This window comes from Burkholderia stagnalis (assembly GCF_902830275.1).
Taxonomy (GTDB): domain Bacteria; phylum Pseudomonadota; class Gammaproteobacteria; order Burkholderiales; family Burkholderiaceae; genus Burkholderia; species Burkholderia stagnalis.
Window position 1 is genome coordinate 30,314 of sequence record NZ_CADESW010000029.1, and the last position, 20,444, is coordinate 50,757.

Sequence of the window (20,444 nt, forward strand, 5' to 3'; positions counted from 1 at the left end):
GAACTACGTCACGCGCGATGAGGTTCCCTCGTCCACTGCGGCCCCGCCGCCCGCAACGCCGCCGGGGAGCTTGTTCAGCCGGACTGCCACCACCTTGTATTCGGGTGTATCGACCAAGCGGTCGCGCACGGGCGAAGTCAATCGGTTGATAAACAGATCGGGGCGATGGAAGGTCGCGAACAATTGCCCTTCACGTACGGCAGGGCTGATGTGGACTGGCAGTGTCGACGTTCCGTAGCGGCTCGACACACATACCCTTTCGCCTTCGACCACGCCATGGCGCATCGCATCCTCCGCTGCCATGTCCAGTGTGTCGGACGGCCGCAAGGTGGCATTGCTGGTCCGGTAGCTCATCGTGCCCGCGTTGAAGTGGTGCAGCGTGCGGCCGGTCGTCAGCAGCAGAGGATAGTCGTCGTCGGTTTTCTCGATCGTCGGAACGTAGTCGATCATGGCCAGCGTCGCGGTCTTGCCGCCAACGAAATGCGCCTGATGCAGCACCGGAGTACCCGGGTGGTGTTCATCCGGACATGGCCAATGCAGGTCTTCGCGTTCCAGCCGCGAATACCCGAGCCCCATTGCATCGGGCCACAGCGCACGCACCTCGTCCCAGATTGCCTGCGGCCCGGTGAACTCGAAGCCGTGCGGCTTACCCAAGCGAGCAGCCAGCGCCTGGATGATCCACCAGTCCGGACGGGCCTCACCCGGTGGGGCTACGGCGGCGCGGATGCGCTGCACGCGCCGGTCGGAATTCATGAAGGTGCCGTCCTTCTCGAAGAATGAGGCGGCCGGAAGAAAGACCGTGCCGAATGCCTCGGCCGTTTGATTAAGGAACAGGTCCTGTACGACCACCAGATCGAGCGCACCCAATGCCGCGGCGGTGTCGTTTGCCTTCGGCAGCGAAAGATAAATGTCGTAGCCCATCACGCAAAGGGCCTTGAGCCGGCCGGCCCGGGCCGCGTCGATCATTTCGAGCAGGTTGAGACCATGGCGCGACGGCAGCGTGACACCCCACATCCGTTCGAAGCGCTCGCCGGCCCTGTTGATTGCCTGTGCCCCCGTCAAAGACGCCGGGTCGCAACCCATCTGCGCCGCCCCCTGCACGTTGTTCTGACCACGTAACGGATTGATGCCTGAGCCCGGCCGGCCCAGGTTGCCGGTCAGCAGCGCCAGATTGATCAGCGCCATCACGCCCTCGCTTCCCTGGAGATGCTCGGTCAAGCCGAGGCCATGAAAGCACATCGATGGCCTGCCGCCGGCATAGAGCCGCGCGGCCGCGCGGATTGCCGCGGCGGATACGCCACAAGCCTCCGCCACGGTTTCGGCGGAATATCGGGCGACATGCGCGGTAAAGGCATCCAGGCCGGCTACGCGCTCGGCCAGGAACGCGTGATCGACGAGCCCTTCCTCGATCAGCGTGGCGGCGAGCGCGTTCAACAGGGGCACGTTGTGACCAGGGCGCACCGCGAGGTGCACGTCGGCCAGCGCCGCCAGCTCGGTACGACGCGGATCGATGACCACGAGGGGCGCGCCCTCGAGCACCGCTTGCTTGATGCGGGCGCCCACCACCGGATGGTTCTCGGTCGGGTTTGCTCCGCAAATCAGAAAGGCCTTTGCCAGCTCGATGTCGTCGAAGCTGTTCGTGGCCGCGCCGACGCCAAGCATGGTCTTGAGTGCCTTGGCACTGGGCGTGTGGCACACCCGTGCGCAGCAATCGACGTTGTGGGTGCCAAGCACCACGCGGGCGAACTTCTGCGCGAGGTAATTTTCCTCGTTGGTCGCCCGTGCCGAGCCGAGCATGCCGACCGCATCCGGTCCGTCACGCGCGACAATCTCCCGTAGCCGCGCGGCGGTGAAGTCGAGCGCCTCGTCCCAGGTCGTCGGATGCCATGTGCCGTCACGGCGGATCATCGGCCGCGTGATGCGGTCCGCCGCATGGTTGAACTCGAACGCATAGCGCCCCTTCACGCAAAGGTGGCCGCGATTGACCGGGCTGTCGGCTGGCCGCACCGCCACCACGCGTCCATTTGCAGTCCCGACGTTCATCTGGCAGCCCACGGCGCAATACACGCAGGTGCTACGCGTCCACGCGGTCGGCTCGACACGGACTCGTTTGTCGAACAAGGCGCCGCTTGGGCAACTGTCCACGCAGGCCCCACAACTCACGCAGCCTCCGGCAAGGAGCGTCGGCCCTTTTCCCGTCGCGATGCGCGTGGCCTCGCCGCGTCCCCACGCCTCCCAAACGAATTGACCTTGAATTTCCTCGCAGATGCGGATACACCGCTCGCAATAGATGCAGCGCTCCATCGCCACGCCGAGATAAGGGTGAGTGTCGTCCTGAAACAGTCCATCTTCCCGCCTCTCCCCCGGCTGAACGCCATATTCCGCGAGCAGGCGACGGAACGGATGCTGCGGCTCGGCGGCGCATGCGGCTATCGGGTAATGCGCGACGAGCAGCTCGAGATTCGTACGGCGCAGCGCATCGAGGGATTTGCTGCGGGTGCGCACAATCAAGCCATCCTCAACCGTGAACGAGCAGCTTGCAACGGGGAGAGCCTGGCCCTCCAGTTCCACCACGCACAATCGGCAGGTTCCGAATGGCCTCAGGCGCTTGTCGTGGCACAAATGCGGAACCGTCGCACCCGCTTCTGCCAGGGCGTCGATGAGCAGCGTGCCGTCCGTCACTTCGTGCCGGACGCCGTCGATGGTCAGCCAAGCCATGGTTTCAGCTCCGCCCGGTAGTGCCGCTTCACCGACTCGGCGAACTCCGCCAACCCACGCCCATGGCCGCACAAGCTTGTCGCTGCAAGTGCGTCGATGATTTTCTGATAACGCGCACCGTCGATCGATGCGCCTGCCGGAACGGCATCGACCATAGCCGCCAACGCGGGCGTGCCGAAGTGACAGGGCGTGCACGCGCCACAGGACTCGCGCGCGCCAAACCGGAACACCTCTGCGATGATGTTCATGATCGACGTGTCGTCGGAAAACGCGACGACACCGCCATGCCCGACCGCGCAATCGATCGCCCGCATTTCTTCGTAACCGAGCCGAGTGGCCAACAGCTCCGGCGGCACGATGCCTGCGAGCGGTCCGCCGACCATGAGACCTTTGAGGTTGCCACGGCGCAAACCTTGACCCAGGTGATCAACGATATCCGCCAACGAGATGCCGAACTCGACTTCGTAAAGCCCCGGACGGCGAAACAGGGAATTGAGCGAGAGCAGCTTGGTGCCACGGCTGCGGGAGAATCCGAGTTCGGCATAGGCTGCTGCGCCTTCCGTCACGATCCACGGCACCGAGCACAGGGTTTCCACGTTGTGCACCAGCGTGGGGGCGCCGAAGAGCCCGTGCCGAGTGATCTGCGGGGGCCGTTGACGCGCTTCGGGACGGCGGCCCTCCAGTGCGTTCAGCAGCGAGGTCTCTTCCCCACAGAGATAGGCGCCTTGCCCCACAATCAGTTGAAGGTCAAATCCTGACCCTAGCCACCCTGCCGCACGCGCTTGCTGCAGGGCTTGCGAGACGATTTGCGCAGCCAACGGGTACTCCTTGCGCACATAGATGAAACCTCGGCGCGCGCCCACGGCGTAGGCAGCGATCGCGGCACCTTCAATTACCCGAAATGGATCGTCTTCGAGCAGGAAACGATCGGAAAATGCGCCAGGATCGCCTTCGTCAGCGTTGACAACCAGATATTTAGTGTCGGCCGGCTCATCGGCAACTGCCTGCCATTTGATCGCGGCCGGAAAGCCGGCTCCGCCGCGCCCTCGCAATCCGGACTCGTGCAGCATTTGTATCAACGCGCCCGGCGCCGTGGTTTGCGCCCTGGCCAAGGCCAGACCGCCGCCGTGTTCACGATACACGGTCATGTCCCGGACGCCGCCGATGAGCACGTTGCTCAGCAGCACGGTGCGACGGCCGTGACTCCTGGTGTTCGGTCGAATGTCATGCGCGCTGTCGCTGGGGCCGTCGTAGCATTTTCCCAGGCAGGAAACGGTCGGCTGTTGATCGATGGCGCGCTGCCAGACCGCTGGTCGGTCGGCGCGTGCGGCGAAGCAAGCCAAGCCGGCGCACGCGCAATCGGTGATCGCGCTCTGGTCAAGGTGATAGAACGAATGTGCGGCGGCATGGCGTCGCAACTGCTTCACCTGAGTTCTCATGAGAAAGCCCCGCGGTACCCGGCTCGCGTTACGTCGATCGACGTGTTGCCCACCCTACCTCCGCGAAATGGCGGTGCGTTGCGTTAGATCAAGATTGCTCCCTGATGCCTGGCACGGACCGAAAGGACAGCCAACCAGCCGTCAGGCGTCCATCTGTGTATTGTGCTTGCCCAGGCGAAGCCCGTTGCGCCTGTCACGAAGCGACGTAGCACGCTGTCTGCCGAACGAGGCCGCAAGGCAACTCGGGGCCAGGCAAATGCACCACCGGAGCTTTGAAAGCGAACACTCGACGATGAGAAGCGCCCCTTTCATCCCGATCAATTTGTCGGAATTCACTCTCAGGATGAAGCAACCGAACGTGTTGCAGGGTCGAAACATTGCGTCGATGCGGGCGATGCAAACCTGCAAACCAAGCGCAGTGCACACAAGACCGGGCCGCCTCGGAGAAATCCCGAGAAAGTTTCGACGATCCGATGCCGCGCTCGATACGGCACGATCATGGGCCGCATGAGCGGCCGCGCGGCTTCCATTCTTGATTTCAAATCAAAACAATTTGGCTCATAGCCGAGTTTTTCCGCAAAAGTAACAACGGCACACTGCGATCCATCCCTACTGGAACCAGGATCGCCTCATGCCCCTCGCCCTGCTCGCGCTGACCATCAGCGCATTCGCCATCGGCACGACCGAATTCGTGATCGTCGGGCTGATCCCGACGATCGGCGCCGACCTCGGCGTCAGCCTGCCGTCGGCCGGCCTGCTCGTCAGCCTCTACGCCCTGAGCGTCGCCATCGGCGCGCCGCTGCTCACCGCGCTCACCGGCCGCGTGCCGCGCAAGGCGCTGCTCGCCGCGCTGATGGCGCTGTTCACCGTCGGCAACCTCGTGGCCTGGCAGGCGCCAAGCTACGAATCGCTGATCGTCGCGCGCGTGCTCACCGGCCTCGCGCACGGCGTGTTCTTCTCGGTCGGCTCGATCATCGCGACCACGCTCGTGCCGAAGGACAAGGCCGCCAGCGCGATCGCGACGATGTTCAGCGGGATGACCGTCGCGTTCGTCGCCGGCATTCCGCTCGGCACCTTCATCGGCCAGCACTTCGGCTGGCGCGCGACCTTCCTGATCGTCGCGCTGTTCGGCCTCGTCGCGTTCGTCGGCGCGGTGGCGTTCGTGCCGCGCGGGCTGCCGCAGACGCCGCCCGCGCCGCTCGCCCGCCAGTTCCGCGTGCTCGCCCAGCCGCGCCTGCTGCTCGTCTATGCGATGACGGCGGTCGGCTACGGCGGCTCGCTGATCGCATTCACCTACATGGCGCCGCTGCTCGAACAGATCGCCGGCTTCACGCCGTCGCAGGTCAGCCTCGTGCTCGTCGGCTACGGCGTGTCGGTCGCGTTCGGCAACGTGTGGGGCGGCAAGCTCGCCGACAGCGTCGGCCCCGTCAAGGCGCTCAAGCGGATCTTCCTGCTGCTCGCGATCGTGCTGCTCGCGCTGACCTTCACGGTGCACGTCAAGTGGCTCGCGGTGCTGACGATGCTCGCGTGGGGCGCGGTTGCGTTCGGCAACGTGCCGGGCCTGCAGGTGTACGTCGTCAAGCAGGCGCGCCACTTCGCGCCGGACGCCGCCGACGTCGCGTCGGGCTTCAACATCGCCGCCTTCAACCTCGGCGTCGCAGGCGGCTCGTCGCTCGGCGGGCTGATCGTCGCGAACGTCGGTCTCGGCCATACGCCGTGGATCGCCGCCGCCGTCACGCTCGGCGCGTTCGCGCTCACCGCGCTGAGCGGCCGTCTCGACCAAAGCCAGGGCCTGCCGGAACGCACGGCCGAACCCGTCGAACTCGCCCACTGAATCGCCACCCGGAGACGCTCATCATGAACACGCCCGCCCACCTCCCGCCGTTCGCCGGCAAGACCTTCGCAGTCCGTTACGACGGCCTCACCGCACTCAACGCGTATGACGGGAGCAGCCTCCGCATGCGCTACGAGATCACCGAAGGCCCGTACGCCGGCGCGAAGGGCGAAGTCGCGTACGCGTGGCAGCACGTCGCCGGCGAGACCTACGCGATCTCGTGGCAGGAAGCCGACCGCGCGACGGTCGTGCACATCGACGATTTCGCCGCCGGCACGTCGCGCTCGTTCTTCACCGCGTCGTCGCTCGATTTCCATCGGCTCGAAGGCAGCCTGCGCGCAGTCTGAACGGAGCCCGCCCATGCCCACTTCACTCGACAAGCTCGCCGACGGCGGCTTCAGCATCGGCATCGAACTGCCGCTCGACAACGACTGGTCGCCGGCCGGCGGCACGAAGCGCCACCGCGACGGCCGCCGCCCCGGCGTGCCCGACCTGGAAAACCATGCGGCGCTCGCACGACTGGCCGACACGCTCGGCTTCCGCGCGCTCTGGGTGCGCGACGTGCCGGTGTACGACCCGTCGTTCGGCGACGCCGCGCAGGTGTTCGAAACGTTCTCGTATCTCGGCTACCTCGCCGGCATCACGCGCGACATCCTGCTCGGCACGGCGGCCGTCGTGCTGCCGCTGCGCGAACCGCTGCTGACGCTGAAATCGGCCGCGACGATCCAGGAGCTGAGCGGCGGCCGCCTGCTGCTCGGCGTCGCGAGCGGCGACCGGCCGGTCGAATATCCGCTGTTCGGCCGCGATTTCGCCGCGCGCGGCGCGAATTTCCGCAGCCAGGTCGCGTTGCTGCGCGACGGTGCGCGCGGACACCTGCCGCCCGGCCTGGACGTGCTGCCCGCCGCCCGTTCGCCGGTGCCGCTGCTCGTTGCGGGCCTCGCGCAGCAGACGCCCGCATGGATCGGCGAGCATATGGACGGCTGCCTCGCGTATCCGGGCACGCCGGCCGACCACGCGCAGCGCGCCGCGAACTGGCGCGCCGTGGCAGGCGACAAGCCGTACGTGAGCTTCATCCACCTCGACCTCGCGGCAGACCCGCACGAACCGCTGCAGCGGCACCATTTCGGCGCCCGCGCGGGACGCATCGCACTGGCGGAAGAACTCGCGGCGATGCGCGACGCGGGCGTGCAGCACATCGGCCTGCATTTCCGCCGCAATCGCCGGCCGCTCGACGAGACCTTCGCCGAGATCGCGAGCGAAGTCCTCCCGCATTTCCATCACAAACAGGAACTGGCCGAGCAGACGCCGTGAACCCGGCCCCAACCCGTGGCGGCGGGCGACGCGATCCTTGATTTGAATTCAATTGTCATTGACGATTACTGACGTTTATCGCAAAGGTCACCGACGGCACAATCCTTCCATCGACCTTTGCTTCTACCCCTCAAGGAGAACAACATGAGCAAGATTCCGGCATTCGGCCTCGGCACGTTCCGCCTGCAAGGCCAGGTCGTCATCGATTCGGTTCGCAACGGCCTCGACCTCGGCTACCGCGCAATCGACACCGCGCAGATCTACGGCAACGAAGCGGAAGTCGGCGAGGCGATCGCCGCCTCCGGCGTGTCGCGCGACGAACTGTTCCTGACGACGAAGATCTGGGTCGACAACTACGCGCCCGAGAAGCTCGTGCCGAGCCTCGAGGAAAGCCTGACCAAGCTGCGCACCGACCACGTCGACCTGACGCTGATCCACTGGCCCGCGCCCGGCAACGGCGTGGCGCTCGAAACGTTCATGACCGCGCTTGCCGATGCCAAGGCGAAAGGCCTGACGCGCCAGATCGGCGTGTCGAACTTCAACATCGAGCTGACGAAGCAGGCCATCGCGGCGGTCGGCAAGGACGCGATCGCGACCAACCAGATCGAGCTGAGCCCCTATCTGCAGAATCGCACGCTGGTCGAGTTCCTGCAGCGCGAAGGCATTCAGGTGACCTCGTACATGACGCTCGCATACGGCAAGGTGCTCGGCGACCCGGTCATCGGCGCGATCGCGCAACGCCACGACGCAACGCCGGCGCAGGTTGCGCTCGCATGGGCATTGAAACTCGGCTACGCGGTGATTCCGTCGTCGACCAAGCGCGCGAACCTCGCGAGCAACCTGCTTGCGCAGACGCTGCAACTGACCGACGACGACATGGCGCAGATCGCCGCGCTCGACCGCAACGGCCGCGAAGTCGACCCGGCCGGCCTCGCGCCGCAGTGGGACTGAAGCGGCCCGCACACCCAAGATTTCCGCCGCGGCCAGCTGGCCGCGGCTTCTACAGGACACCCACCATGACCCAGGATCCGCTGTTCCAACCGCTGCGGCTCGGCGCGCTGACGCTGCCGAACCGCATCGTGATGCCGCCGATGACGCGCTCGCGCGCGAGCCAGCCCGGCGACGAAGCCAATGAACTGATGGCCGCGTATTACGCGCAGCGCGCGAGCGCCGGCCTGATCGTCAGCGAAGGCACCTATATCGCGCCGCTCGGCAAGGGCTACGCATGGACGCCCGGCATTCACACGCCGGCCCAGGTCGCCGGCTGGCGCAAGGTGACCGACGCCGTGCACGCGGCCGGCGGCCGCATCTTCGCGCAGCTCTGGCACGTCGGCCGGCTGAGCCATACGAGCCTGCTGGGCGGCCAGTCGCCCGTGTCGTCGTCGCCGATCCAGGCCGACGGCGTGAACGTGTTCATCGCCGGTGACGACGGCAGCACGCCCGGCTTCGTGCAGGCGTCCGCGCCGCGCGCGCTGAGCATCGACGAGATCCAGGAGATCGTCGGCCAGTACCGCGCCGCCGCCCGCCACGCGATCGAGGCCGGGTTCGACGGCGTCGAACTGCACGGTGCGAACGGCTACCTCGTGAACCAGTTCATCGATTCGAACGCCAACACGCGCACGGATGCGTATGGCGGCTCGCTCGACAACCGGCTGCGCTTCCTGCGCGAAGTCACGCAGGCGCTGATCGAGGGCGCGGGCGATGCATCCCGCGTCGGCATCCGCCTCGCGCCGCTGACCACGCTGAACGGCTGCGTCGACGACGATCCGGAGACGACCTACCTCGCCGCCGCGAAGCTGCTCGGCGAACTCGGCGTCGGCTACCTGCACATCGCCGAAGCCGACTGGGACGACGCGCCGCTGATGCCGGTCGCGTTCAAGCAGAAGCTGCGCGCCGCGTTTCCCGGCGTGCTGATCTACGCGGGCAAGTACACCGCGGAACGCGCGCGCGAAGCCATTGCCGCCGGCTGGGCCGACCTGGTGGCATTCGGCCGCCCGTTCGTCGCGAATCCCGACCTGCCCGCGCGCCTGCGCGCCGGCGTGCAGCTGGCTCAGCACGACCGCGACACGCTGTTCGGCGGCGGCGCGCAAGGGCTGACCGACTATCCAAGCGCCACGCCGGTCGCGGCCTGACGCAGCTGTCTCCCGTATTCGCATGGAAAAACATTCGATGAAGAAGCGCACCCTCGCCGCGCTCGCGTTCGCGCTCGCCGCGAGCCTGCCGTTCACGGCCGCGGCCGCCGCGCCGGCCGCGGACTGGTATCCGTCCGCCTACGGCCCGCATGATGAAATCGGCGCGGCCAACCTGTTGACGCCCGACGTCGTCAGGCAGGCGGTCGGCCTCGTCAAGGCCGGCAAGACCTATCCGCTGGCGGTGCCGGTGGACAAGAACCTGCCGGCGTTCCGGCATCGCAGCTTCCGGCTCTACAACGTGCAGGTCGGCCAGCAGGCCGGCAAGAGCCTCGGCCCGAACAAGTTCACGTTCAACGACGAGCTGGTCAACGCGTGGACGGGCGTCGGCACGCAGCTCAACGGGATCGGCCACATCGGCATCGACAACGTCTATTACAACGGCAACCGCGCGGCCGATTTCGTGACCGTCGACGGGGTGACGAAGCTGGGCGTCGAGAAGGTGCCGCCGATCGTCACGCGCGGCGTCGTGCTCGATATGACCGCGTACTTCGGCAAGCCGATCGTACCGGGCGGCACCGAGTTCACCGTCGCGGACATCCAGGCCGTCCTGAAGAAGCAAGGCCTGACGCTGCGCAAGGGAGACGTGGTGCTGTTCAACACCGGCTGGCTGGAACTGATCGGCAAGGACAACCGGCAGTTCCTCGAAGTCGAACCCGGCATCGGCATGGAAGCCGCGACATGGCTGGCCGACCAGGGGATCGTCGCGTTCGGCGGGGATACCTGGGCCTCCGAGGTCTACCCGAACCCGCACTCGCGGGATGAATTCCCGATCAACCAGTACATGCTCGCGAAGCGCGGCATCTACAACCTCGAACTGATCGACAGCCGCGCGCTGGTGCGTGACCAGGCCTGGGAATTCCTGTTCGTGCTGGGCCAGCCGCTGTACGTCGGCTCCACGCAGGTCAACATCAATCCTGTCGCCATTCGCTGACGCCGGCACCGAACCGGATACCGTGCGCGCTTGACGGCGCTATCATGCCGTCAAGCGCGCCGCACACGAATGGCGGCACGGCCGTCTTGTCCGGCACGTCGTCGCGCGACACGATCGCGCCAATTCGCTCGACCTTCGCGACGCGCTCCGGCCGCCCTCTACCAGACTTGAGCCCCGGAAGGTCCTACATGCTCGACATCCGCCAGCTTCAATATTTCATCGCGGTCGCGGAAGAGGAACACGTCGGCCGCGCCGCGGAGCGCCTGCATATTTCGCAGTCGCCGCTCAGCCGCCAGATCGCGCAGCTCGAGGAAAAGCTCGGACTGACGCTGTTCGAACGCAGCCAGCAACGCATTCGCCTGACGCGTGACGGCCGCACGTTCCTCAGCGAGACGCAGGCATTCTTGCGTCATGCACACCGGCTGGAATCGCTCGCGCGCCGGCTCGGCCGCGGCGACGAAGGCGGGCTCTGCATCGGCTACCTGGAAACGGCCACGCACTCGGGCGTGCTGCCGCGCGCGCTGAAGGCGCTGCGCGCGGATCGCCCGGCCGTCCACATCGCGCTGTACAACTACACGTCCGCCGCGCAGCTCGAAGGCTTGCGCGAGCGCAGCCTCGACATCGCGCTCGTCACGGAGCCGCCCGCGCCGGACGATCCCGAACTCGAGTCGATGCGCGTGCTGAACGATCCGATGCTGCTTGCGCTGCCCGAAGGGCATCCGCTCGCGAAGAAGAAGACGCTGGTCGCCGACGATCTCGCCGCACAGGCGTGGATCGGCGTCACGCAGCAGGAAAGCGCGCCGCGTCACGGCGCGTTCGTCGCCGCGTGTGCGAAGGCGGGGTTTTCACCGGATATTTCAGTCGAGGCGAGCGAGCCGCTCGCGGCGCTCGGGCTCGTCGCCGCCGGGCTCGGCGTGACGATGATCCAGCAGAGCCTGCGTCATCAGGTGCCGGAAGGCGTCGTGCTGCGCGAGCTGCCGTGGTTCAGCTATCGCACGCCGCTGTGGGCCGCGTGGCACAAGGTCAATCTGCGGCCGCTGGTCGGCATCTTCCGCGAGATCCTGACCGGCGACGAGGTGGTCGCGGCGGTCGAATGACGCAACGCGCGGCGCGCGGCGCGCCGTTGAATGCGCACCGCGCGGAGCGGCAGCCGGCATTCGTTGCCGGCTGTCGTCACGACCGTCACACCGCCGCGAACCGCTTCGCCAGCTCGGCGAGACCGTCTTCGTAGATGCCTCGGAAGAGGCGAATCGCTTCGTCGTCGGTCGCGCCGTTCGGCGTGAACGTGCCCGACCACTCGATCGTCGCCGCGTTCTCGCCGTTCCCGCGCACGCGCAGCGTGGAGCGATAGTCGACGACCGGGAACGGCGCCTCGAGGATCGCGTACGTGTAGCTGCGCGCCGCGTCGTCGAAGGCGACCAGACGCTCGACGATCGCGTCGCCGTCCGGATTCGCGAGGCTGCGCACGCGGCCACCTTCACTCAGCTCGCTCGACGGGATATACGACAGCCAGTCGGGCAGCGCCCCGAAGCCGCCGATCAATTGCCAGACCGTGTCGGCCGAAGCCGAGACCTGGATGCTTGCGTGTGCCTGTGCCATATCATCACCGTTGACGATCAACGATCGATCGGCAGCGGCGCATTGGCCGCAACCAGACCTTGTTCGCGCATCTCGCGCCAGAAGTCGGCCGGAATCGCCACGTTCAGCGCGGCCTGGTCTTCCGCGATCCGCTCCGGACGGCTGGCGCCCGGAATCACCGCGGCGGTGGCCGGATGCGCCATCGAGAACTGCAGCGCGGCGGCCTTGATCGGCACGTCGTAGCGCGCGGCGATCGCCTTGATGCGTTCGACCTTCGCGATGATTTCCGGCGAAGCCTTCTGGTATTCGAAGTGCGTGCCGCCCGCGAGCACGCCCGAGCTGTACGGGCCGCCGACGACGATCCCGACGTTCTGCGCGGCCGCCGCCGGCATCACGCGCTGCAGCGCGCGTTCGTGATCGAGCAGCGTGTAGCGGCCGGCCAGCAGCATGCCGTCCGGCTGCGGTTCGGCGAGATCGAGCACCAGTTCGATCGGTTCGACGCGGTTCACGCCGAGGCCCCATGCGTTGATCACGCCTTCTTCGCGCAGCTTGCCCAGCACGCGGAATGCGCCCTTGCGCGCGACTTCGAATTGCGCGAGCCATTCGTCGCCGTAGAAATCCTGTGCGATGTCGTGCACCCAGACGATGTCGAGGCGGTCGGTGCGCAGGCGCTTCAGGCTGTCCTCGATCGAGCGCAGCGTCGCGTCGGCCGAATAGTCGTTGACGATGCGGTTCGGCCGGCCGTGTTCGAACAGGCCGCCCTTCTCGCCCAGATCGCGCGCCGACACGTCTTCGACTTCGTCGAGGATCACGCGGCCGACCTTCGTGCTCAGCACGTATTCGTCACGCGGATGGTGCGCGAGCGCGTCGCCGAGACGCATTTCGGCGAGGCCGGCGCCATAGAACGGCGCGGAATCGAAATAGCGGATGCCGTGCTGCCATGCGGCTTCGACGGTGGCCGCGGCTTCCGCGTCGGGGATGTTGCGAAACATGTTGCCGAGCGGCGCGGTGCCGAAGCCGAGGATCTTGTTGCCGGGCAGCTTGCCTTTGAGACTCATGATTTGCTCCAGGGGTGAGGGAAAGCGGGTTCAGTCTAGGCAGGCGGGTTAAGTCTGTCCAAGACGGAATTCGACATAGTTGAGTCCCGGAAGGTCTAATCCCCGGTTTGGCGCGGCGACCCGATATTTCCCGCGAAGGGGGCGTGCGGCCGACATGCTCGCGCAGCAAGGCTGGCGACGGAATCGGCGGCCAATTCGTGATTTCAGATCAAAGATCATTTCGCCGGCGGCCCGTTTTTCCGCGGCGAACGGATACCTATATTGGCTGCACTCGCAACGACATCGACGTGGTTGCGGCTCACTCAACCAGACAGGTACCCAACATGAAAACGCTCGTTTCTTCCACGCTCGCCGCACTGATCATCGCCGCACCGGCCGTTTCGTTCGCGCAGCAAACCACCCATCCACTGACCCGCGCCGAAGTGAAGGCCGAACTGGCCCAGCTCGTGGCCGCCGGCTACCGCCCGGCGATGGATCACAACACGTATCCGGCCGCGATCCTCGCCGCCGAAAATCGCGTGCGTGAAAACGCCGTCGCGCAAACCGGCCCGAGCGCTGCCCCGGCCGCCGACGCGACCGGCTATGGCAAGGAGAGCCGAACCGCCAGCGAATCCGGCCGCGCGATGACAATCAACGGCCGCGACGCGATCTATCGCGGCCATTGATCGGCGTCGGACTTGCGGACCTTGCGCATCCCAGCGGAAACGCGACGTTCTGCTGCTCACTGCAGCGACGCGTCGCGATTTCGCGCATCCGTCCCGCACGGGCGCGCTTGCGCTTCCGTCGAGCCGGCACGGGCCACCTGCGGCCGCGCGTCATCGGTCGTGCGTGCCGGGTTCAGCGCGCGCAGCACGCTCGCGCGGCCGCCGTCGTCGTCAGGCAATTGCGGCATCCCCCGCGCGAAGGCTGGTGCAACCGCCGCCGCCAACAGAGCGGCGATCGCCAGCCGCGACAAGGGTTTCATCGCCCGCCCCCGCTTCACGGCGCGCTCACGGTCGACACCGATGCCGACGCGTTCGCGGTCGCGGCGCCCTGCTCGCCGTGCGCGATCGCATAGCGCGCGCGATTGAGGGCGATCGTCTGCGCGCTCGGCGGATAGTCCCGTTTCGGTGCGGGCATGACGCCGTCGCGCTGCGCCTGGACCAGGTCGGCGATGACGTCGGCGCGCGTCAGGCCGGGCAACGAAGTCTGCGCGAAAGCCGCGGCCGGCGTGCCGATTGCGGCGGCGAGCAGCGCGGCGGCAGCCATCAGCCTGCGATTCAGATTCATGATGAAACTCCCCAGAACGGTACGAAGAAGACGCATCGTCGATGCGCCGCCGGCAGGACCGCCGATGCGGTCCGCTGCCTGACGGAGTCATTCTGGAGAGCGGAGCCGGCGTGACGCTGACCGCCGGATGACAATTTCGAAATCTGCCGGCCCGCGCGCGGATTCGAGCCCCGGCCCGAAGAAATAGGGGAAGCATCGCCGCCCAATTTTCACGTTGACAATATGCATATACATACATGACCATGCATATGCACAGAACCCAGGAATCCGGGAATCATTGCGCGACGCGCACCGCACCACCGCTCGCGGTCGCCCGCGCGCACCCATGTCAACGTGATCGAGGAACGCATCATGAGTACACGCGAAGTCGTCATCTGCCATCCTGTCCGAACGCCGATCGGCACGTTCAACGGCTCTTTGAAGGACACGCCCGCGACCGAGCTCGGCGCGATCGCCGTGCGCGAAACCCTGCGGCGCAGCAGCCTGGATGGCGCGGCCGTCGACACGGTCGTGATGGGCAACGTGATCCAGGCCGGCAACAAGATGAACCCCGCACGGCAGGCGTCGATCGGCGCCGGCATTCCGGTCGCGGTGCCCGCGCTGACGGTCAACCGGGTCTGCGGCTCCGGCGCGCAGGCGATCGTCAATGCCGCGCAGGAGATCATGCTGGGCTTCGCGAACGCGGCCGTCGCCGGCGGCATGGAAAGCATGGAGCGCGCGCCGTACCTGCTCGACGGCGCCCGCTGGGGCTACCGGATGGGCCAGGCCCCGATCCTCGACAGCATGCTGCGCGACGGCCTCGTCGATGCATTCTCCGACCAGCATTCCGGGTGGCATACCGAGGATCTCGCGAGCCAGCTCGACATCTCGCGCGACCGCCAGGACCGCTGGGCGCTGCGCTCGCAGCAGCGCTTCTCCGCCGCACTGGCCGGCGGGAAGTTCGACGCCGAGCTGGTGCCGGTCGAGATCCTGCAGCGCAAGGCGCGCGTGGCGTTCGCGCGGGACGAGACGCCCCGCCCCGATACGACGCTCGACACGCTCGCGAAACTGAAGCCCGCGTTCCGCCCGGACGGCACGATCACCGCCGGCAATGCGCCGGGCCTGAACAGCGGCGCATCGGCGATGCTGGTGGCGGACCGCGCGTTCGCCGACGCGCACGGGATCGCACCGAGCGCCCGCGTCGTGTCGTTCGGCATCGCCGCCGTCGAGCCCGGGATGTTCGGCCTGGGCCCCGTTCCCGCGGTGAAGATCGCGCTCGAACGCGCCGGCTGGGCGCTGCGCGATGTCGAGCGCTTCGAGATCAACGAGGCGTTCGCGGTCGTGCCGATCGCGGTGGCGGGCCAGCTCGGCATCGACGAGGAGATCGTCAACGTGGACGGCGGCGCGATCGCGCACGGCCACGCAATCGGCGCGACGGGCGCAGTGCTGACCACGCGCCTGATCCACTCGATGAAGCGCGACGGCATCAAGCGCGGCGTGGTGACGCTGTGCATCGGCGGCGGCCAGGGCATCGCGCTCGCGATCGAGACGCTCTGAACGCAAAAAGGCCGCGAATCGCGGGATTCGCGGCCTCGTTGCATCGCGACGGTCAATGCGCGGCCGCTGCCGCGTCGCTCGATCCGCCGGCCTTGCCCGGCTTCGTGATCCAGATCAGCGGAATGATGACGATTCGTCCGGCTCGACAGCCGTTCTTCCATGCGCTCACCGGCGCGTTTCGTCACACCAATCAGGCCTGGCCGGGGAAAAGTCTGCGTGCCGCCGCCCTTCTTCATCCCGGCGCTGCCGACGATTAATGATCTTTCGTTGGACCTTGAGGCGCTTTTGCCTATGCTGTCTTTCACAGGCTCCCGAGATTCAAGGTCTGCCGTGAGCAGCGTCCTCGTCCCTGCGCCGTACACGAACAATCAGAAGCGAGAGACCCAGATGACTGCCCATGCCGACCGGAACCTCCGGGTGCTGCACGTTGGGCCGGGAAACGCACGCGACGTCGGTGTCGCGGCGATCCTGTCCAATCTTCAGGCGAAAGCCGAGCAGTTGCGCGCGCACCGTATCGAGGCCGCGTTCTTCGGCACGCGCGATTGCGCGTCGCCCGCGAGCGTCGTGCTGTTCCCGACCATCGATTTCCCGCGTTTCGCGCTGCGTGCGCTGCAGGCGGATCTCGTCCTGTTCCACGTGACGTCGCCCGGCTCGCTGATGCGCAAGGCCGCGCTCTTTGCGATTGCCAGGCTCCTGCGGCGCCGCTGCATTCTGCATGTCCACTCGGGAGAATGCTTCGCCCGCTATCGGACGGCCGGCCGGCTTTACCGCGCGGCGGTCGATTTCCTGGTGTCGCACGCGGACGCGCGTGTCGTCGCATCCGATGCCGTTCGTCATGACATGATCGCGTGCGTCGGCGCCGGCGCCCAATCGACGGTGATCGGCGACCATGCGGGCGCATTCGAACGGAACCTGCTGCCGGATGCCGATCGCGCCGCCGACGGCCGCTACGTGCTGTTTTCCGCCAGCCTCGTCGAGCACCAGGGCCTGAGCGAGTTGCTGCATGCGCTCTGCATGCTCCGCCAGCGCGGGCTGGCCGTCCCGCTCAAGGTTGCGGGCGGCGGCAACGCCGCGCCGTGGCGCAGCCTCGCCGAATCGCTCGGGATCGGGCGGCAGGTCGAGTTCGTCGGCTCGCTGCAAGGTGACGCGAAGTACGATGCATACCGTAACGCGACCATCCTTTGCATGCCGAACTACTTCGAGACCTGCGGCCTGTCCGCGCTCGAAGCGATGTGGGCCGGGCGCCCGGTGATCGGCACCTCGGCCGGCCGGCCGCCGGACCTCGTCGACGACGGGGCAACCGGCTATCTGATTCCGCCGCGCAACATCCCGCTGCTCGCGCAACGCATCGAGGCGCTGTGGTCCGATCCCTCGCACGCCGACGCGCCGGGCGACGCCGGCTTCGAGACGGCCCGGCGCAGGTTCGACTCCGCGGCCGCCGTCAGCCGCTACACCGAGGTCTATGCGTGCATCTGCAATTCGCCCGCGCTGACCTGCTGACGCGCGACGCGCCGCCCCGCGTCAATGCACCTTCGGAAAACCGTGGCGCTGCGCGAGCAGCTCGACGATGCGCTTCGGGTCGGTCACGTAACGAACCTCGCCGAGCACCAGCGCATCCGGCGGCGCCGGCTGGCCCGCGCCGAGCACGAGCGCCGGCAGGCCCTGGTGCGCGTCGTCCAGCGCCGCGATCACGTCGTGGCGCGGCCGCGCGAAGCCGATGCGTTTCACGTCGAGCGATGCCGCCCGCGACGGATCGCTCGCCAGCAGCCCCTCGATCGACAGCCCGTGCGGGCAGACGAAGCGTTCGCCCGGATGCTTCGGATCGGTGAAGCCCGGTTCCAGCAGAAACAGCACGTCCCGACTCATGTCGCGTTCTCCTGTGTTCAGATCGTTCGCGCGCCGCATGGGCAGCGGCCCGCGATAACCGTGAACGATACGGCCGCCCGCGCACAAGCCGAACCAAGCAATTCGCATAAGGTTATGCCGCGCGCCATGAGGTCGACGCCGCATCGCCTGCTGCGATAATGTCCGGCACGGCGCATCCATCCAGGAGACGGATATCTTGCTGCCTCGCACACTTCGCCGGGCCGGGCTGGCCTTCAGCCTGCTCGTCCTCCTGCTGATCGCGCTCGCGGGCGGCGGCGTCGCGCTGTACGGCCGCGCGTCGCTGCCGGTGCTCGAAGGCGCCGTCACCCTGCCGCGCGCGGCCACGCCCGCCGCGCGCGTGGTCGTCGCCCGCGACGCGCACGGCATTCCGCACATCGTCGCCAGGACCGACGGCGATGCGTATTTCGCGCTGGGCTTCGTCCATGCGCAGGACCGGCTGTGGCAGCTCGACATGAATCGCCGCATCGCGTCAGGCACGCTGTCCGAAGTGCTCGGCGCGCGCACGCTGCCGCTCGATCAGTTCATGCGCACGCTCGGCGTGAAGCGCAATGCCGAGCGCATCTATCGCCACCTGTCGCCGGACACCCGCTTCGCGCTCGAACGCTATGCGGCCGGCATCAACGCGTATCTGGCCACGCGCGGCCCGGCCCTGCCGATCGAATACCTGATGACGGGCGCGCCCGCGCCCATACCGTGGACCCCCGAGGATTCGGTGGCGTGGCTGTCGGTCCTCGCGTGGGATCTCGGCGGCAACATGGCGCTGGCGATCGAACGGATGCGGCTCGCGCAGCGGCTGCCGCTCGCGCAGATCCGCCAGCTCGTGACGACCGCGCCGGAAGACGCGACGCCGATGGCGACGATCGACTACGTGCCGATGCTGCGCGGCCTGTCGGCGCTGGCCGTGACGGCCGCCGCCGCGCTCGATGCGCAGCCGTCGCAGCACGTCGAGGGGCTCGGCTCGAACAACTGGGTGGTGGCCGGCAACCGCTCGGAAAGCGGCCTGCCGATGCTCGCGAACGACCCGCATCTCGGCCTGTCGACGCCGCCGCTGTTCTATCTCGCGCATCTGCGCTCGGACCGGCTGAACGTCGCGGGCGGCACCGTGCCCGGCCTGCCGGTCGTGCTGATCGGCCACAACGAGCAGATCGCGTGGGGCATGACCAACACCGGCACGAGCGTCGAGGATCTGTTCATCGAGCAGGTCGACCTCACGCGGCCCGACTACTACCGCACGCCGGGCGGCTGGGCCCGGTTCGCGACGCGCACGGAAACGATCGCCGTGAAAGGCCAGCCGGCCGTGCGCTGGACCGTGCGCGAAACGCGGCACGGGCCCGTGATCAGCGACGTGTCCGCGAACGCCCGCGACGCGCTGCGCCGCTCGAGCCGCTACGTGCTCGCGCTGCAATGGACGGCGCTGATGCCCGACGATACGACGATGGAGGCCGGGCTCGGCTTCGACCATGCGCGCGACTGGCCGGAATTCCTGCGCGCCGCCGCGAAGTTCGACGCGCCGCAGCAGAACATCGTGTATGCGGATCGCCACGGCAACATCGGCTTCGTCGCGCCCGGGCGCGTGCCGATCCGCCGGCCCGGCAACGACCTGATGACGGAAGTGCCCGCGCCCGGCTGGGATGCGCGCTACGACTGGAGCGGCTTCGTGCCGTTCGACGCGTTGCCGCAGGCGCTCAATCCGCCGGCCGGCCGCATCGTGACCGCGAACAACCGGATCGTGCCACGCGGCTATCCGTATTTCCTCAGCGGCGAATGGGTGCTGCCGTACCGCTACAAGCGGATCACGGCGCTGCTCGACGCGCGGGCCACCCACTCGCTCGACAGCTTCGCGGCGATCCAGGCGGATATTCAGTCGCCGTCGCAGGCCGACCTGCTGCCGCTGCTGATCGCCCGCGCCGGCCTGCCGGCCGATCGCGACGAGGCGGACGCGCTCGCGCGGCTGCGGCGCTGGGATCGCGTCGCGCGCGCGGACGAAGCCGAACCGCTGATCGCCAGCGCGTGGGAACGCGCGGCCGCGCAGGCCGTCTTCGAGCCGCGCGCCGGGCGCGAACTGTTCGCCGAATACTGGCGCCAGCGCAACCTGCACCAGGCGTTGCTGAACGCGTTGCGCGACCCGACGATCGGCGCCGCGTGGTGCGGCAAAGCGGCCGGCACGGCGGCGCCTGCGCCGTGTTCCGCCCAAGTCGGCGCGGCGCTGCGGGCCGCGTTGCGCGACCTGAAACAGCGCTACGGGGACGACATGCGCGCGTGGCGCTGGGGCGACGCGCACGCCGCGCTCGCGCGTCACCGGCCGTTTCACCAGGTGCCGTGGCTCGCGCGCTGGTTCGACGTACGCGTGCCGTTCGGCGGCGACATGACGACGGTCGACGTCGGCGGCAACGACTTCAGCGACGCCGCCGCGCCCTACGAGACCAAGATGGCGGCCGCGATGCGGATGGTGATCGACATGGCCGCGCCGGATGCGGCCCGCTTCGCGATGCCGGTCGGCCAGTCCGGCAACCGGTTTTCGGCGTGGTATTCGGACCGGATGGACGAGTGGGCGAACGGCCGCTACGTGACGATTCCGACCGATGCGGCGAGCGTCGAGCGGTGCGCGTGCAAGCGGCTGGCGCTGGTGCCGGCGGGTGGGTGACGCGGCCTGACGGCGGGACGCACCGCCGCCCGCCGACGCGGCGCTTG

The 20,444-nt window shown here is 67.7% G+C and carries 18 protein-coding genes; 11 read left to right on the top strand and 7 right to left on the bottom strand.

Annotated elements, in window-relative coordinates:
• Positions 1-3: 3 nt before the first annotated feature.
• Both fdhF and HWY45_RS33040 read right to left on the bottom strand, forming a co-directional pair.
• Complete coding sequence (fdhF, locus tag HWY45_RS33035; protein WP_059883771.1) at positions 4-2,718, bottom strand: formate dehydrogenase subunit alpha; 2,715 nt, start codon at positions 2,716-2,718, stop codon at positions 4-6.
• Complete coding sequence (locus HWY45_RS33040) at positions 2,706-4,157, bottom strand: NADH-ubiquinone oxidoreductase-F iron-sulfur binding region domain-containing protein (protein ID WP_059883772.1); 1,452 nt, start codon at positions 4,155-4,157, stop codon at positions 2,706-2,708. The genes fdhF and HWY45_RS33040 overlap by 13 nt, the downstream gene beginning before the upstream one ends.
• Positions 4,158-4,788: 631 nt before the next feature.
• Between HWY45_RS33040 and HWY45_RS33045 the strand changes: the two genes are divergently transcribed.
• The 7 genes from HWY45_RS33045 to HWY45_RS33075 all read left to right on the top strand — a co-directional run bounded on the left by HWY45_RS33045 (position 4,789) and on the right by HWY45_RS33075 (position 11,522).
• On the top strand, positions 4,789-5,991 hold the full coding sequence (locus HWY45_RS33045; RefSeq protein WP_059883774.1) for an MFS transporter: 1,203 nt from the start codon (positions 4,789-4,791) through the stop codon (positions 5,989-5,991).
• A gap of 23 nt (positions 5,992-6,014) precedes the next feature.
• On the top strand, positions 6,015-6,338 hold the full coding sequence (locus HWY45_RS33050) for a MoaF-related domain-containing protein (protein WP_059883775.1): 324 nt from the start codon (positions 6,015-6,017) through the stop codon (positions 6,336-6,338).
• Positions 6,339-6,351: 13 nt separating this feature from the next.
• Entirely contained in the window at positions 6,352-7,302 is a 951-nt protein-coding gene (locus HWY45_RS33055) for an LLM class oxidoreductase (RefSeq protein ID WP_059883776.1), read from the top strand.
• A 144-nt stretch (positions 7,303-7,446) separates the two neighbouring features.
• Entirely contained in the window at positions 7,447-8,253 is an 807-nt protein-coding gene (gene dkgB, locus HWY45_RS33060; protein ID WP_059883777.1) for a 2,5-didehydrogluconate reductase DkgB, read from the top strand.
• A gap of 65 nt (positions 8,254-8,318) precedes the next feature.
• Positions 8,319-9,434: an alkene reductase gene (locus HWY45_RS33065; protein WP_059883778.1), complete on the top strand. Its 1,116-nt coding sequence runs from the start codon at positions 8,319-8,321 to the stop codon at positions 9,432-9,434.
• A gap of 37 nt (positions 9,435-9,471) precedes the next feature.
• Complete coding sequence (locus HWY45_RS33070; protein ID WP_059883801.1) at positions 9,472-10,425, top strand: cyclase family protein; 954 nt, start codon at positions 9,472-9,474, stop codon at positions 10,423-10,425.
• Positions 10,426-10,613: 188 nt separating this feature from the next.
• Positions 10,614-11,522 carry a LysR family transcriptional regulator gene (locus HWY45_RS33075; RefSeq protein ID WP_059883779.1) on the top strand — a complete coding sequence of 303 codons (909 nt, stop codon included), beginning with the start codon at positions 10,614-10,616 and terminating at the stop codon, positions 11,520-11,522.
• Between the two features lie 85 nt (positions 11,523-11,607).
• On the opposite strand, the gene HWY45_RS33080 is transcribed toward HWY45_RS33075, so the two are convergent.
• Positions 11,608-12,024 (bottom strand): SRPBCC family protein, encoded by a 417-nt coding sequence (locus tag HWY45_RS33080; RefSeq protein WP_059883780.1) that lies wholly within the window; start codon positions 12,022-12,024, stop codon positions 11,608-11,610.
• A gap of 17 nt (positions 12,025-12,041) precedes the next feature.
• Positions 12,042-13,061, bottom strand: a complete 1,020-nt coding sequence (locus HWY45_RS33085; protein ID WP_059883781.1) for an aldo/keto reductase — start codon at positions 13,059-13,061, stop codon at positions 12,042-12,044.
• Positions 13,062-13,384: 323 nt separating this feature from the next.
• Between HWY45_RS33085 and HWY45_RS33090 the strand changes: the two genes are divergently transcribed.
• Entirely contained in the window at positions 13,385-13,726 is a 342-nt protein-coding gene (locus HWY45_RS33090) for a DUF4148 domain-containing protein (protein ID WP_059883782.1), read from the top strand.
• Between the two features lie 56 nt (positions 13,727-13,782).
• Here the strand turns inward: HWY45_RS33090 and HWY45_RS33095 are convergent, their stop codons facing one another.
• Positions 13,783-13,953 carry a hypothetical protein gene (locus HWY45_RS33095; RefSeq protein ID WP_230974191.1) on the bottom strand — a complete coding sequence of 57 codons (171 nt, stop codon included), beginning with the start codon at positions 13,951-13,953 and terminating at the stop codon, positions 13,783-13,785.
• 86 nt (positions 13,954-14,039) lie between these two features.
• On the bottom strand, positions 14,040-14,324 hold the full coding sequence (locus tag HWY45_RS33100) for a DUF4148 domain-containing protein (protein WP_059558659.1): 285 nt from the start codon (positions 14,322-14,324) through the stop codon (positions 14,040-14,042).
• A gap of 357 nt (positions 14,325-14,681) precedes the next feature.
• On the opposite strand from HWY45_RS33100, the gene HWY45_RS33105 reads away from it, so the two are divergent.
• Positions 14,682-15,866: a thiolase family protein gene (locus tag HWY45_RS33105; protein WP_059883802.1), complete on the top strand. Its 1,185-nt coding sequence runs from the start codon at positions 14,682-14,684 to the stop codon at positions 15,864-15,866.
• 159 nt (positions 15,867-16,025) lie between these two features.
• Positions 16,026-17,366 (top strand): glycosyltransferase family 4 protein, encoded by a 1,341-nt coding sequence (locus tag HWY45_RS33110; protein ID WP_081069848.1) that lies wholly within the window; start codon positions 16,026-16,028, stop codon positions 17,364-17,366.
• Positions 17,367-17,387: 21 nt separating this feature from the next.
• On the opposite strand, the gene HWY45_RS33115 is transcribed toward HWY45_RS33110, so the two are convergent.
• Positions 17,388-17,732, bottom strand: coding sequence for a DUF3088 domain-containing protein (locus tag HWY45_RS33115; RefSeq protein WP_059883803.1), 345 nt, complete (start codon positions 17,730-17,732; stop codon positions 17,388-17,390).
• A 196-nt stretch (positions 17,733-17,928) separates the two neighbouring features.
• On the opposite strand from HWY45_RS33115, the gene HWY45_RS33120 reads away from it, so the two are divergent.
• Entirely contained in the window at positions 17,929-20,397 is a 2,469-nt protein-coding gene (locus HWY45_RS33120; protein WP_230946958.1) for a penicillin acylase family protein, read from the top strand.
• Positions 20,398-20,444: the final 47 nt, after the last annotated feature.

What these genes read in the sequence shown, in the direction of transcription:
- HWY45_RS33085 (WP_059883781.1), bottom strand. Translation starts at nt 13,061, where the DNA reads ATGAGTCTCAAAGGCAAGCTGCCCGGCAACAAGATCCTCGGCTTCGGC.
- HWY45_RS33115 (WP_059883803.1), bottom strand. Translation starts at nt 17,732, where the DNA reads ATGAGTCGGGACGTGCTGTTTCTGCTGGAACCGGGCTTCACCGATCCG.
- HWY45_RS33105 (WP_059883802.1), top strand. Translation starts at nt 14,682, where the DNA reads ATGAGTACACGCGAAGTCGTCATCTGCCATCCTGTCCGAACGCCGATC.
- HWY45_RS33090 (WP_059883782.1), top strand. Translation starts at nt 13,385, where the DNA reads ATGAAAACGCTCGTTTCTTCCACGCTCGCCGCACTGATCATCGCCGCA.
- HWY45_RS33095 (WP_230974191.1), bottom strand. Translation starts at nt 13,953, where the DNA reads ATGCCGCAATTGCCTGACGACGACGGCGGCCGCGCGAGCGTGCTGCGC.
- HWY45_RS33080 (WP_059883780.1), bottom strand. Translation starts at nt 12,024, where the DNA reads ATGGCACAGGCACACGCAAGCATCCAGGTCTCGGCTTCGGCCGACACG.
- HWY45_RS33075 (WP_059883779.1), top strand. Translation starts at nt 10,614, where the DNA reads ATGCTCGACATCCGCCAGCTTCAATATTTCATCGCGGTCGCGGAAGAG.
- dkgB (WP_059883777.1), top strand. Translation starts at nt 7,447, where the DNA reads ATGAGCAAGATTCCGGCATTCGGCCTCGGCACGTTCCGCCTGCAAGGC.
- HWY45_RS33050 (WP_059883775.1), top strand. Translation starts at nt 6,015, where the DNA reads ATGAACACGCCCGCCCACCTCCCGCCGTTCGCCGGCAAGACCTTCGCA.
- HWY45_RS33110 (WP_081069848.1), top strand. Translation starts at nt 16,026, where the DNA reads ATGCGCTCACCGGCGCGTTTCGTCACACCAATCAGGCCTGGCCGGGGA.
- fdhF (WP_059883771.1), bottom strand. Translation starts at nt 2,718, where the DNA reads ATGGCTTGGCTGACCATCGACGGCGTCCGGCACGAAGTGACGGACGGC.
- HWY45_RS33065 (WP_059883778.1), top strand. Translation starts at nt 8,319, where the DNA reads ATGACCCAGGATCCGCTGTTCCAACCGCTGCGGCTCGGCGCGCTGACG.
- HWY45_RS33070 (WP_059883801.1), top strand. Translation starts at nt 9,472, where the DNA reads ATGAAGAAGCGCACCCTCGCCGCGCTCGCGTTCGCGCTCGCCGCGAGC.
- HWY45_RS33055 (WP_059883776.1), top strand. Translation starts at nt 6,352, where the DNA reads ATGCCCACTTCACTCGACAAGCTCGCCGACGGCGGCTTCAGCATCGGC.
- HWY45_RS33040 (WP_059883772.1), bottom strand. Translation starts at nt 4,157, where the DNA reads ATGAGAACTCAGGTGAAGCAGTTGCGACGCCATGCCGCCGCACATTCG.
- HWY45_RS33045 (WP_059883774.1), top strand. Translation starts at nt 4,789, where the DNA reads ATGCCCCTCGCCCTGCTCGCGCTGACCATCAGCGCATTCGCCATCGGC.